The sequence below is a fragment of the Photobacterium alginatilyticum genome, from assembly GCF_009910675.1.
GTDB classification, from domain to species: Bacteria; Pseudomonadota; Gammaproteobacteria; order Enterobacterales; family Vibrionaceae; genus Photobacterium; species Photobacterium alginatilyticum.
Genome location: NZ_RSEJ01000006.1, coordinates 75838 through 89335, shown reverse-complemented (window position 1 = coordinate 89335; position 13498 = coordinate 75838). Strand labels below are relative to the sequence as shown.

Genomic DNA, 13498 nt, shown 5'->3' with positions numbered 1-13498 from the left:
GTTAGGTATCCGCCTAGCCAGTCGCCTAGGCATGTGTCATCACTAATCTATTTTATATATGGGAACTATATTTTCCATATATTGTTAATATCATCCCGTTCTCGTTATAGTTTTGTTAAAACAGCCGGTCAGGGAAATTGGTCGGCTATCCAATAACGTCAGTCAACTTCACCGGGCCGGAGAGCCTGTTTAGAAGCAAAAAGGAAGCTATCCATGAAAATTGCACCTGCATTGAACGAGAGCATCAGCCAGTACCATGGTTTTACGGTCAGTCCCTATCCTGCCAACCCGCGCTTGCAAGTGGTTACCTTGGAGAAAAATACCCTGGATCGCTTTATTGATTTGAGCGCCAACTGGGAGTTGCAGGCGCTGGAATACAAGCCGTTCTTGCGCTATGCCGTGGCTGATGCGCTGGACAAAGCGTGTGACTATCAACTGGGTAAGTTCCTGGTTGCGACGATGGCAAACCGTGAAACCGGTGCTTTCCTGCTCCAGGCTGACGAGTTGGCCCAGGCGGCCTATGAAGATACCGATGAGCAGCGAGACTTTTTCGTCAAGCTCTCGACGGCTGTTTCCCATCTGATCGGTATTCCGAATTTTGATGCGATGTACGGCAAGTACTATGCCCGCTTCACGGTAAAGAACGAAGACAGCAGTGACAGCTACCTGCGCCAGGCCCATCGCCGGATGGAGCTTCACAATGACGGCACCTACGTCAATGAGCGAACTGATTTCGTCCTGATGATGAAGATGGATGAGAAAAACATGGAGATGGGGGATTCCTTGTTGCTCCATGTGGACGAGTGGCAGGATCTGGAGCGTTTTTACCATCACCCGATGGCCAAGCAGAATATCGTCTGGGGTGCGCCGCCGAGCAAGAATGTCGGTTACACCATCGAGCACCCGGTTTTCTTCGAAGAAGACAGTAACGGCAAGCCGCATATGCTGTTTATCGACCAGTTTGCCCAGCCTCAGAACATGCAGCAGGGGCTCTATCTGCATCAGATGAGTGAGTCGCTGGAAACCGACACCAACTGTTTCAATGTCAGGGTAAAAGTCGGCGCTATGCTGGTGGTTCAGAATCACTGCTGGTTGCATGGTCGTGATAAGTTTGTTGCCCATGCCGGCCTTAAGCGTGAGCTGTTGCGCCAGCGTGGTCACTTTACTCGCTAAGCCGCTATTTATTTAAGTCATCATAGGGTTAAGTTGCAATCGGTTTAAGTCAAAGTCGATAGCCGGAATACCCGCAATGGCATAACAACAAAGGAAATACGCTCGCCGCAGATACTGCGGCGAGCTGGTATCAATGGAGTGGTAACGAGTGAGTAAGGTCTACGATTACATCATTATCGGTGGGGGGATTGTCGGGGTCTCGACAGCCTGGCAATTGCAGCAGCGCCATCCGGACAAGTCTATTTTGCTGATAGAAAAGGAATCTGGCCTGTCCCGCCACCAGACGGGGCATAACAGCGGCGTGATCCATGCCGGTGTGTATTATCCGCCGGGCAGCCTGAAGGCCGAGTTTTGCAAAGCCGGAGTGGAGGCGACAACCCGCTTTTGTGCTAGGCATGACATTCCGGTCGAGAACTGCGGCAAGCTGCTGGTTGCGACCAGCGAGCTTGAAATGGAGCGGATGCAGGCGCTATATCAACGCTGCCGGGATAACGGACTTGAGGTTGTGCTGCTTGATCAGGATGAGTTAAAGCGCAAAGAGCCCAATATAGAAGGCTTGGGGGCTATCTTGGTCGAGGCGACCAGCATAGTGAACTACCGTCTGGTGACCGAAAAAATGGCGGATGAGTTTCGCATGTTAGGCGGCGAAGTTGCGCTGGGAACGGTAGTGGAAGATTTGAGCGAGGGCGAAGATGAGATCAGTGTTCGCTGTCGGCAAGAGGGCGACAGTGTTGCCTTTGTCTGTCGGTTTCTGATCTCGTGCTCAGGCTTGATGGCGGATCGGGTTACTAGGATGCTAGGTATAAAGACTGATTTTCAGATTATTCCCTATCGGGGCGAATACTATCGACTGCCGGAGAAATATAACCAGATAGTGAATCACCTGATTTATCCGATCCCTGATCCGGATTTGCCGTTTCTGGGTGTTCACCTGACCCGGATGATTGACGGTTCGGTGACGGTCGGTCCTAATGCGGTGCAGGGTTGGAAGCGAGAAGGTTACGGCAGGATAAACATTAGCCTGAAAGATATTGGTGATATGCTCGGCTTTAGCGGTTTCTGGAAGGCGACCGGAAAGCACCTTAAAATAGGTTTGATAGAGACCAAAAATTCATGGTGGAAACCGGGGTATCTCAAATTGGTGAATAAATACTGCCCGAAAATTGAAGTCGATGATTTGCAGCCGTATCCGGCGGGTATCCGTGCCCAGGCAGTGCTGAAAGATGGCACTTTAGTGCATGACTTTCTCTTTGCCGAGAGTCATCGAAGCCTGCATGTATGTAATGCCCCCTCTCCCGCGGCAACCTCTGCTATTCCGATCGGAAACTACATCTGTAATAAGGTCGCCGACAAGCAGCAAGACGACTTGGCGGAAGAGCCTGTCCAAGCTTCTGCCTGATTATCTGTTTCACTCGACGGATAGTGAGCTGTTGTGATGATAATGCAATAAAGCGTACTTTGCCCGTCCCTGGGATCAGGAGACGGGCGAAGTACGTGAGGCTAATTAGTGTTCGTGATAGAAATCAAGCAGCGTTTTGATAAACAGTGAACGTACTTTATTTACCGTGCTGGTTTTTTTTGTGATCGCCATAATCTCCAGCGTATAGAAGCGCCGGTCCGGGGCGATAGCTTTAAGCTCGCCGCTTTCGACATAGGGCTGGGCATAGTTCTCTGGCAAAAAGCCGATAAACTTCGATGATAACAGCAAGGCCAGCCGCGATTCATAGTTATAGGCGGTGGCTTTGAGGTTCATGTTGGCCAGATGGCCGTTAATATTCTCCTGGGTCTTCATTCCAGCATATACCACCGGAAAACCATCGATAATTTCGTCGCTCAGTTCGTCCTCGTGGAGATCATACAGCGGGTTGTCCCGACTGCAGTAGAGGAAGCAGTGATCGGAATAAATATGCTGGTACTCCAGTCCGTCGAGGCTGCGGTGGTAGGGTATAAAGCCGATATCAGCTTCTTCACTCATTACCATTCGCTCAATTTCAGTCATTCTGGCTACTTCGGAAGTCAGGTAGACCTCGTGCGCCAGCTTAGAGAATTTACAAAATACGTCCGGGATCCGGGCGCGGTTGTCGAGGCTGATAGTATCGCTGAACAGCACGGTCAGGCTACCGGATAACTGGGTATCGAGAGAGTTGATGGTATTGCGGAAATCATCCAGTTCGCCAAGTAGCTTAATGGTTGCGTCATAGACAACCGAGCCTTCTTCGGTAAGGGCGAAGCCAGCTCGTCCACGACGACACAAGGTAAGATTGAGGCGCGACTCAAGGTTAGAGATATGAATACTGATGGTCGAGCGGCTAATATTTAGTTCTGTTTCGGCGGCAGAAAATCCGCCGCAGTCGGCAACTGTCTTGAAAATCTTCAGCTGTTTTATTTCGTAATCCCCGATCTGTCCTACCGGGATAGAGGCTCGTGTCATTGTTTTATGCCCATAAAACTTCAGGTTTATCAGTGAAAATTTATTCACTGCTTTTTATTGTTAAAATTCTGTTTACGCATTATGAATGGATTTGAAACATCATTCTTTGAACCCTGTAATAGTTCTCAGCAGCGGATGATTAAGTTATGGAAGATTTACCTTTGGTTCTGTCTCATGCCTATATAAACGGGCAATGGGTCGCAGCAGACAACGGTGCCACATTGCCGGTGATTAACCCGGCAAACGGTGTATTAATTACTGAAGTGCCGGATATGGGCGCCAGTGAGGCGCAAGCGGCTGTGGTCGCTGCAGATAAAGCACTTCAGGGCTGGCGAAAAACGACGGCCAAACACCGTGCAAACTTGCTCAAGGCCTGGTTCGGGCTGATTGTGGAACACGCTGATGAGCTGGCCAAATTGCTAACAACAGAGCAGGGCAAACCCTACAAGGAAGCCTATGGCGAGGTGATGTACGGCGCATCGTTTATCGAATGGTTTGCCGAAGAGGCGAAGCGTACTTACGGTGACCATATTCCTGCTGCTATGCCGGGCAACCGCTATCTTACCATCAAGCAGCCAGTCGGGGTCGTTACTGCCATTACCCCCTGGAACTTTCCGGTGGCGATGATCACCCGCAAGGTCGGCCCGGCGCTGGCCGCCGGTTGTACCGTGGTGGTTAAACCGGGCGAGGATACCCCTTTGTGTGCCCTGGCGATGGCGAAACTGGCTGAGCAGGCAGGGATCCCCGCCGGGGTCATTAATGTGGTCACAACAGCCCGGCCAGCCGAGGTTGGTGAAGTGTTATGTACCCACCCGCTGGTGAGAAAAGTCTCGTTTACCGGCTCGACCCCGGTGGGTAAGCATATTCTCCGTCAGGCTGCCGATACTGTGAAAAAAGTGTCGATGGAGCTGGGTGGCAATGCCCCGTTTATCGTTTTCGAGGATGCCGATCTGGACAAAGCGGTTCAGGGGGCGCTGGTTTCCAAATATCGCAACGCCGGACAAACCTGTGTGTGTACCAATCGCTTGTATATTCATGATGCGGTGTACGACCAGTTTATGGCCCGTTATATCGAGGCTGTTGCAGCTCTCAAATTGGGTGACGGCCTGGCGGACGGGACGGAGATTGGTCCGTTGATTAACGCCAGGGCGGTTGCCAAGGTCGATACTCTGGTGACTGAGGCGATCAGCCAGGGCGCCAATCTGGTATTGGGCGGTCAGATCGCTGATGTCGGTGAGCAGTTTTACCAGCCGACCATTCTGAGCGATGTGACCGAGCAAATGAATATCGCCCACCAGGAATTGTTCGGCCCGGTAACGACGGTGTTTCGCTTCAACGACGAAGAGGATGTGATCCTTCGAGCCAATGACACCCCTTATGGGCTCGCAGCCTATTTCTACTCCCGCGACAACAGCCGGATCTGGCGGGTCAGTGAAGCCTTGGAGTACGGCATTATCGGTATCAATGAAGGAATAATTTCAACCGAAGTGGCTCCGTTTGGTGGGGTGAAAGAGTCCGGCTGCGGCCGCGAGGGATCCAAGTACGGTATTGAGGACTACCTGGAAATCAAGTATCTCTGCCTCGGTGTCGATCAGTAACCCCCAATACTGATCCGGTACCGGTATTTTTCGGCTCGGGTGGTCCCGAGCTATAACGAACTACCCTGAAATAAACCTTAGCTTGTGTTTGTGTCGTGCCTGATTGAACGTATGTTCTAGTGGTGACGTTTTGGCAATACCTTTCGGTATTGCCTTTTTTTTGCCTGTCATTTAGGGCGATATCATTATTTATCTTTCTGTTTTTAAAGACATAAGTGATTGGTTTGGCAAAGGTTTGATGGCGTTAAAACTTTACGTGAATACATAAGAATTTAATAAATGTGAATAAGTTGTAATTATCGGTAACAACATGGCAACGGATGAAGTAAAGACGTCATGGCACTTGTCTCTGTTCGAACCGATGGATTTGAGCAGGTGAAGGATAAAAATAACAAGGAGCAAAACCCATGTTCAACACCCTACTAAAGCTGCGCAAGAACAAGCTGCGAAACAAAAGTTTGAAGAAAACACTGGCTGGCTACACATTGGCCATTTCGGCCACGTTGTCGATGGTTCCCGAAGCCTTTTCTGCCGAGCATAACTGGCGTTTTGTGAACCTGTATTCGAGGGGTACAGCCTATGGTGAAGTGTACAAGAGCTTTGCCGAGAACATTGAAGCCATGTCCGGCGGCCGTATTGCCGTACAGGTCATGTATGCCGGTGAAGGTGTTGGCCAGACAGGCGTACTGGGCTCGGTCAAATCCGGCCTGATGACCATGGGTGCTCCTTTCCAGCCAATGCATGCCGGTGAGTTTCCTCCGGGTGTTGTCGAAGTTGGCTTGCCTGGGATGACCGATGATGTCGGTGAGCTTAGTGCCTTGTTCCATGAGAAAGGCTGGGGCGAAGTACTGGAAGAGGCGTACGACAAACAGAATCTGGTGTGGCTGGAACCCTATATTCAGCTACCTGTCTACGTGCTGACCAAAACGCCGATCAACTCTATTGATGATTTCAAAGGGATGAAAATTCGTGCGCCGGGTGCCTACGGTAAGTTCCTGCGCAAATTGGGGGCTTCGCCGGCATCGCTGTCCTGGAGTGAAATCTATACCAGCCTGGCAACCGGGGTCATTGATGGCTCTATCGGTAGTAACCTGATTGATCATCGTGACGGTAACCATGTTGAAGTTGCCAAGTATATGTACCGTCTGCCGATAGCGGGCGCACAGGCTCTGCCTATCGTGGTAAACAAGCGTGCTTGGAACAAGCTACCGGCCGATTTGCAGGCGATTGTACGTGGTGCCAGCGCCCAGCATGCCCGTGAGCAGATGACCAAGTCGCGTTTGTGGGAGTCTCAGGCGGTGGCAGATATGGAAGCCAAGGGCATGAAGTGGAGTCCGCAGCCGAGCAAGGAAGATATCCAGAAATGGAATACGGCAGCAAACTCGCTGTGGAGCGAGTACGCCAAGGCGGATAAATACAGCAGCCGCCTGGTTGAGATTCTTCAGCAGTAAATGGGGTGAATACCGGCCGGAGCGAGTATCTCTAGAGGTTCCGGTTGGTATATAGGGGCGAGAGCCCCTTTTGTCTTTCCTCCGGCTTCAAGGATGATAAGTATGTTTAAGATGGCAATGAAGGGGTATTGCCTCGGGGTCAATCGGTTGGTGTACCTGATTGGTTTTTCGGCCTCGGTGCTGATGCCGTTGCTGGCACTGGCGGTGGGATTCGAGGTGTTCTCCCGGTATGTGCTGGGTAGCCCGACTATCTGGGCCTATGATGTTTCCCTGTTTCTGTTTGGGTATATCGCGGCGCTCGGCGGTGCCCTGGCTCAGCAGAAAAAAGCGCATATCAATGTGGATGTGTTTTACCTCTCGGTCTCGGCCCGCTTTAAATCTCTCTTCAATCTGTTCTCCTACGCTTTGGCGATCTTTTTCCTCGCCGTGGTACTGATGATGAGCTTTGGCAAGTTTGAAGAGGCCATCGAATTTAACTATCGCCGACAGTCGGAGTGGGCACCGACCATGGCTCACTTCTGGGTAATGATGATGGTGGCATGTGGCGCATTCATCCTGCAGTACACCAGTGATTTGTTGCAGGATCTCTATTTTCTGTTTACCGAGCGGGATTTGCAGGGGCAGGAAGAAGAGCACTGTGGTGAACAGGCAGAATCGAACTATACGCCGGCAGGGATGGAGGACGTATGAGTATTGAAGTACTGACATTGCTGCTGATTGGCTGCATTTTGGCAAGCTTTGCCCTCGGGGCCCCGGTAGGGCTGGCGCTTGGTGGTATCGCCATGGGCATGGGCTACCTGACCTGGGGGGAAGGGATTTTCAACCTGATCCCGACCACCATTGAGAGTAACTTTTTCAGTTTTATTCTGTTGGCAATCCCTCTGTATATCTACATGGGCCAGCTGCTGACCCGATCAGGGATCGGGGATGCGATGTTTAATGCCAGCCAGATGCTGATCGGCCGATTGCGAGGATCGCTGGCGATCAGCGTGATCGGGGTGTGTTCGATGATCGGGGCCATGGTCGGGATCATTGGTGCAGGGATTATGACCTCGGGCAGTATTGCCTTAAAGCCGATGCTGGATCGCGGCTACGACAAGCGCCTGGCACTTGGCGTGATCATGGCCGGCGGCGGGCTGGGAATTCTGATCCCGCCCAGCATTCCGATGATTATGTATTCGGCAACGACCCAGAACTCGGTCGGGCGGATGTTTATCGCCGCGATTGTCCCGGCTCTGATCTCGATTACCCTGCTGGTGGCCTATGTGATCATCAGCTGTAAGCTCAAGCCGTCGAAGGCACCGCTGGGTACCGGCGAGGAGAGCCGGATGAGCGGCAAGCAGAAGGTGCGAACCGCCCGTGACGGTCTGTTTTCGCTGTTGCTGATCGTAGCGGTATTGGGCAGCATCATTACAGGTATTGCGACGCCGACAGAGTCGGGAGCAATAGGGGTTATCGGGGCTATTTTATTGGCGGTCGTGTTCAAGCGGTTCCGCTTCGAGATGTTCAAATCCTCCGGGTTTGAAACCGCGATGCTGGTAAGTGTATCGATGTGGATCATTCTCGGCGCGTCGATTTTCAGCAATTTCCATATGCTTAGCGGCGTACAGAATATGGTGGCTCAGTTCACCCAGGATCTGGGACTGCCGCCGCTGGGAGTGATCATCTTGCTGCAGGTGATCATGCTGCTGTTGGGTTTCATCATTGACGAGCTGATTATTGTCTTGATGTGCGCCCCGCTGTTTACCCCGATAGCGGTGTCGCTGGGCTACGATCCGATTTGGTTCGGTATTCTGATGATCCTCAATATCGAGATTGCGGTACAGACCCCGCCGTACGGCTTTGCGTTGTTCTATCTCAAGGGCATTGCGCCGCCTGGGGTGACGATGATGGATATCTACCGCTCGATTGCACCGTTTATCCTGCTCAAACTGTGTGTCTTGATCCTCTGCATGCTGTTCCCGGAAGTGGTGCTGTGGTTACCGAACAAGTTGATGGGAGTACATTAATATGAGTCTCAAACATGTACTGATGCCAGTGGACCTTGCTTTCCCCGATGTGGTCGAGAAAGAAGTCGATATGGCACTGAAACTGCTCGCCGACGATGGGGTGATTGACATGCTGTTTGTCGATGATGTTCGGGTGCACCATAGCATGGTTCCGACAGTATCGGGCGATACCTTTTCGGGCAAAAATGCCAATACCCGCTTTGCGGTACAGGCCATGCTGGAGCGTCTGGTGCCTGAAAAGCATCGCGGCAGCGGGATCATCCGCAGCGGCGTTGTGTTTGACGAGGTGGTTGCCCAGGCAAAGAAAAGCCAGGTTGATGCGATTGTGATGGCTTCGGCCAAGCCGAAGTTACGTTCTTACCTGTTAGGCTCGAATGCCGCTAAAGTGGTGCGCCATGCACCCTGCTCGGTTTTTGTGGTGCGGTGATCTACCTAGTATTGCCCGATGGACAGAGAGGGAATGGCTTCTTTGCGGGCATCACGTGGTTGAATGTTGATACTGATATTATTTAGCTTGGGTATACATTCTATTGCCTCTTTATTTGGTTAGAGGATAGTAGAAGTTGTTGTAGGTATTTCTCTTTTATCATGCGCATTGTTTGTTTGATGGAATAATTTCTTTTCTAGCCTCTTTGGGCTTGATATTGAATTCTTTACTAAAGGCAGCGCTAAAATGACTAACATTGCTGTAGCCTAAGATCATGGCTGTTTCAGTAACGTTATTATCTTTTAACAATTGCATTGCTTTCTTCATTCGCTCTTTTTGAAAATGGGCATAAATACTGTTGCCGTACAGGTGCTTAAAGCCTTTTTTAAGTTTACATTGGTTTAAGCCTACGACATTTGCAATATCAGCAATAGTGGGAGCGATGCTGAGATCTTTAAGTAGATAACTTCGGGCTGACTCTAATTGATATTTTTCTCGGATAGAAAGTCCCTGGCTACTATGTTTTGCTTTGAAAGCGTCAAGTTGCCAGTGAATAAACTCTAATACTGCCGAGTGTAATAGCAGTTTACAGGTTGGTCTTTCAACTAGCGAAGCAATATGGCTGGCTGTGGACTTCAGCTTTATATTGTTACAAGGGGGCTTTATAAAAAAATCCACATCGTTTAAATCAATGTCAAGAAAGTGGTTTTCAGCCAGAGTTGCAAGTAGTTCTGGTGTAACCATAATATCAAGGTTACAAAATGAAGGTGAGTTCATTAAATGAAATGGCTCTCCACAAGAAAAACCCATAATCGCATCACCTTCATTTAACTCTATCAATGTATCTCGTATTCTGGCTTTGAAGCAGCCTTCCAGCAGATAATTTAGGTGTATATATTTATCATCACTCGGAAATGAGGCATTAAGGCAATTACAGTTAGAATGACAAATAGATACAGCTAATCCAGGCTGGATAATGATGTTTTTCTCTTCACTTTGGTATTGCTGTGACATTTGGTCTAGAGGTAATACAGTAAAATCATTAGAGCACATAACTAAACGCTATCCTTAGTTTATAACTTTCCCATCTATAAAAGAGCGTTACAACATAACAATTCTGATACTATCAAAAATAACAATGACGTGTAAATGATATTTGTTATCATTTGCAGTAATAAATGTGAAGTCTGTAGAGACAATAGAAAATATGAGTGAATAGGGGGACAAATGGGCTGAATTTAATCAGCCCATAGTGAGAGTGAAGAAGCGAAATAAGTTAGGGCGTGTTGTTAGCAGGAGCAGATTGTTTCGTGTTCTGGTTTATTGCCTATAGCTTCGATGTTTCTTTCTTCCTTGGTATTAGTTTGGGTTGCCGATGTTATAACTATGATGGCCGTACCATTATCACCTGATTGCCAGTCAACGTTGAGCTGAGTGTGGCTGAACAGATGCATTAATGCTTCATGTTCCATCTCTCGGACAAGGTTAGCCAGTTCCGGGCAGCCTTGTTCGACAAACATTTTGGCATATGCGCAGTCAGTGATCCTGCAGGTTAGCTGGCCAGGTTTTTGGTCGTCAACATTAAAGTGCATGACTTCAAGTGCGGCATAGTGGCGCATAAATGTCAGCCAGTAGTCCAATGCCGCTTGGTTGGGATCGGCAAATGCGCTAAACAGTTGTGGTTCCGGCCATAAATTGCGCATTTCCATCTTACCGGTTTCCAGGAACATTTGTCGGTAAAGAGGGGCTGCAGCATCCTGGCCTAGCACATCTCTTGCGCAGGAATAACCGGATGTAAACATACTGATATCTTGGGTAACCTGTTTCCAGATCTGACGTAGCGATGCAGAATGTCGGTTCTGGTAGGTAGCGAATTGTTTGTTGTGTCGTCGCCAGCGCATCAGGGTCCGAATGACAAATCGGGCAAATGCCAGCGGGCTTTGTTGTGTTCGCAATGCTTTCCAAATGCCTGACTCAAGCAGGAACTGTTTTTGTAGCGGGATCATTCTCGGGTGCTGCTTTTCCCTGGTGTACCAGTTGGCACCATAGTTACTCAGACGATGAACTTGTCCGCACACAGGCTCTACCCAGCCAAAATGAATTCCATCCCGATGGAGGGCGGCGAGATCGGCTGGGCGGTATGTAACTCCACGGCTGGCAAGAGTATTTTCTAGCCATTTTCGTATATCACCATCAAGTTGGTCAGTGGCAAAGACTCCATGGAGGGCATTAAATTGTCCGGTAAGCCAGACATCGGTTGCGGCACAGGCCATAAGAGCGGTTAGATCGTATGATGAAATCACCCCGTGGATCAGTAAGCCTTGTTCTGGTGAGTTGTCCGGGTAAACCCATAAGATTGTATCGGGATCGGCTTTGCCTTTAGCCTTGATATTCTGGCCGCTTTGGTAGAACTTCCGGGCCATAAACTGTTGGCCCTTTTGTCCCAGCGATATGGCGGTCATTAGACGGGCAAACCCTTGACCCAAATACTGTATATGGTAACGGGTATCTAAGTACTGGACATTTTTTTTGAGCGGGTGGTTAGGGTGTGACAATCCGGCACACTCGACCGCTGAATAGGGGATCAGTGCTTGAGGCTTGGGGTGTTCGGGAAATTGGAAATGGGCATTATCGTCTTTCCAAGGTGTCGGGATCTCGATGCGCTGACCACCGAGGATCTGGGTTACGGTGTTTTTGAAACCTGACAGCATGGCATAGGGGCTGGTTTCGCCGCCACCGTAGGCTGCCCCCATATACGCCCGGATAGCATAGCGTCCGCTGGAGGATGCATTATTTTCGGCAAGTTTGGCCAGCATCAGGCCGGACAGGCCGGGGGTGAATCCCATGCCGGTCAGAATCGTGTTCTGCTGTTGGCGTGCTAGGTCGTGAAGCTTGTAGATTTCATCGGCTGCAGACAGGCTGTCATTAATATCGATGCAGTCAATACCCGCTTCGAGACAGCACTGGTGCGCAAGTGCACCGACTTTATCCATCGGGCCGAGGGCGATGATCGCCAGATCAAAGTGTGCGAGTGTCTCAATGGTGTCTTGTTTGTTGTAGATATCAAGCCGGATCGGCGTGACTTGCAATGATGGATACTCTGTATCCTGACTAGGTGCGCGTGAGGCACTGGCGATTTCCAATTTAGGATGGGTGGTGCAAAGATGTAAAATAATCCGGCGTCCGGTTTCTCCAGTCCCGCCCAGGACGATAACTTTCTTGGTATGGTCGGTCATTATGCTGAAGCCCTCTGAGTGCTTGACTGATGGTCGGTCGTGGCTGGATATGCGATTACGCCTGACTGTGCTAGCTCGGCCATAAAGTCAGACTGGTTGATGGCTTCGTGCAGCATAAATACTCCTGGACCACTGTGACGACCGCTGATGACGGCTTTGGCTGTGATACCAATCACGGTGCCTGTTGCCTGGTAAGTATCAGAAAGCAGAAGCTCGCCGGATGAGGTATGGCCGTTCTGTTCATGCAAATCAACTCTTATACCGTAGGCTGGCTGGAGTTTTTGCATGTCTTTTTGTGAGGCTTTGACCAGCCAGCGTGCGCCGCGGGCAATCCCTTTTTCGGTTCGGTATAAGCCAAATACCTTGGCGATGGCGCAGATCATTGCAGCGCGCGGACCAATGTTGGCGCCATAGACGTTGACATTGTCGATATTGTTCTGACGGGCAAGGCGCATGATCTCTTCAGAGTAAATCAGCATTGTTGAGGCTGTGCCGATAGGCGCAGGGAAACTGACTTTTTTGCTGGCTTTGAAAAAGGACTGGCGCTTGAGCTGATTATTTTCCAGGTAGCAAAATCCATGATCTTTGCCAAAATCACCCAGACTGCTGATGATGTCCCAGGCTGAATTGTACGACCAGGTATCACGGCCGACATAATGAATATCGATCCCGGTGACGGTATGGTCGCCGGGTAATGATTTGATCAGATGCTGGGGGTAGATACCTGACAGGCCAGGCAATAAACCGACATTGATGATCAGCGGTACTTGGGTTGGTTGGGATGTTTCATCGGCTTCAAGGCGACTTAAAAGCGGATCGTAACCACCGGCGTCAATCAGCGGGGTTTCGACCTCTTTGCAGGTTTGGGCAACAGTGTTGCCTATAAGACCTGACGGACCGACACAGGAAATGACCAGATCATGTTGTCGACATGCCGTCTGTAAGGCTTCCGTATTCTTGATATCCAGCTTGAGGGAGGTAACAGAGGCTGAGGGAGTCAACGGGATCGGTAGTCGTTCGGGATGGCGTGAGGCCAGGGTAAGTGTCACGTCGGTGAGTGAAAGCAGGTATTGTGCTGTTGCCATACCAACGTGGCCAAATCCGCCCAGTATTAAAATTTTAGGGTTAGGTATGTTTGTGCTCATTGTCGTCCATTTTAATCGGTTAACAAAT

The 13498-nt window shown here is 50.0% G+C and carries 11 protein-coding genes; 7 read left to right on the top strand and 4 right to left on the bottom strand.

Features of this window, described 5'->3' with window-relative positions:
- Positions 1-213 precede the first annotated feature (213 nt).
- Complete coding sequence (gene glaH / locus EIZ48_RS07775) at positions 214-1173, top strand: glutarate dioxygenase GlaH (protein WP_160649858.1); 960 nt, start codon at positions 214-216, stop codon at positions 1171-1173.
- A 148-nt stretch (positions 1174-1321) separates the two neighbouring features.
- Complete coding sequence (gene lhgD / locus EIZ48_RS07770; RefSeq protein ID WP_160649856.1) at positions 1322-2572, top strand: L-2-hydroxyglutarate dehydrogenase; 1251 nt, start codon at positions 1322-1324, stop codon at positions 2570-2572.
- Positions 2573-2677: 105 nt separating this feature from the next.
- Here the strand turns inward: lhgD and EIZ48_RS07765 are convergent, their stop codons facing one another.
- Positions 2678-3604 (bottom strand): LysR family transcriptional regulator, encoded by a 927-nt coding sequence (locus EIZ48_RS07765; RefSeq protein ID WP_160649854.1) that lies wholly within the window; start codon positions 3602-3604, stop codon positions 2678-2680.
- A 146-nt stretch (positions 3605-3750) separates the two neighbouring features.
- Here EIZ48_RS07765 and EIZ48_RS07760 point away from each other — a divergent pair, with 146 nt between their 5' ends.
- From EIZ48_RS07760 to EIZ48_RS07740, 5 genes are all read left to right on the top strand, one after another.
- A complete protein-coding gene (locus tag EIZ48_RS07760) occupies positions 3751-5202 on the top strand; it encodes an NAD-dependent succinate-semialdehyde dehydrogenase (protein WP_160649852.1) in 1452 nt (483 codons plus the stop codon).
- A gap of 407 nt (positions 5203-5609) precedes the next feature.
- The gene (locus EIZ48_RS07755) at positions 5610-6653 is read left to right on the top strand and encodes a TRAP transporter substrate-binding protein (protein ID WP_160649850.1); all 1044 of its coding nucleotides are present in this window, start codon (positions 5610-5612) and stop codon (positions 6651-6653) included.
- 102 nt (positions 6654-6755) lie between these two features.
- Positions 6756-7343 carry a TRAP transporter small permease subunit gene (locus tag EIZ48_RS07750; RefSeq protein ID WP_160649848.1) on the top strand — a complete coding sequence of 196 codons (588 nt, stop codon included), beginning with the start codon at positions 6756-6758 and terminating at the stop codon, positions 7341-7343.
- Positions 7340-8662, top strand: a complete 1323-nt coding sequence (locus EIZ48_RS07745) for a TRAP transporter large permease (RefSeq protein WP_160649846.1) — start codon at positions 7340-7342, stop codon at positions 8660-8662. The genes EIZ48_RS07750 and EIZ48_RS07745 overlap by 4 nt, the downstream gene beginning before the upstream one ends.
- 1 nt (position 8663) lies before the next feature.
- Positions 8664-9089: a universal stress protein gene (locus EIZ48_RS07740; protein WP_160649844.1), complete on the top strand. Its 426-nt coding sequence runs from the start codon at positions 8664-8666 to the stop codon at positions 9087-9089.
- Positions 9090-9248: 159 nt separating this feature from the next.
- Here the strand turns inward: EIZ48_RS07740 and EIZ48_RS07735 are convergent, their stop codons facing one another.
- From EIZ48_RS07735 to EIZ48_RS07725, 3 genes are all read right to left on the bottom strand, one after another.
- Entirely contained in the window at positions 9249-10142 is an 894-nt protein-coding gene (locus EIZ48_RS07735; protein WP_160649842.1) for a helix-turn-helix domain-containing protein, read from the bottom strand.
- Between the two features lie 236 nt (positions 10143-10378).
- Positions 10379-12325 (bottom strand): saccharopine dehydrogenase NADP-binding domain-containing protein, encoded by a 1947-nt coding sequence (locus tag EIZ48_RS07730; protein ID WP_160649841.1) that lies wholly within the window; start codon positions 12323-12325, stop codon positions 10379-10381.
- On the bottom strand, positions 12325-13470 hold the full coding sequence (locus tag EIZ48_RS07725; protein ID WP_160649839.1) for a saccharopine dehydrogenase family protein: 1146 nt from the start codon (positions 13468-13470) through the stop codon (positions 12325-12327). The genes EIZ48_RS07730 and EIZ48_RS07725 overlap by 1 nt, the downstream gene beginning before the upstream one ends.
- Between the last annotated feature and the right edge of the window lie 28 nt (positions 13471-13498).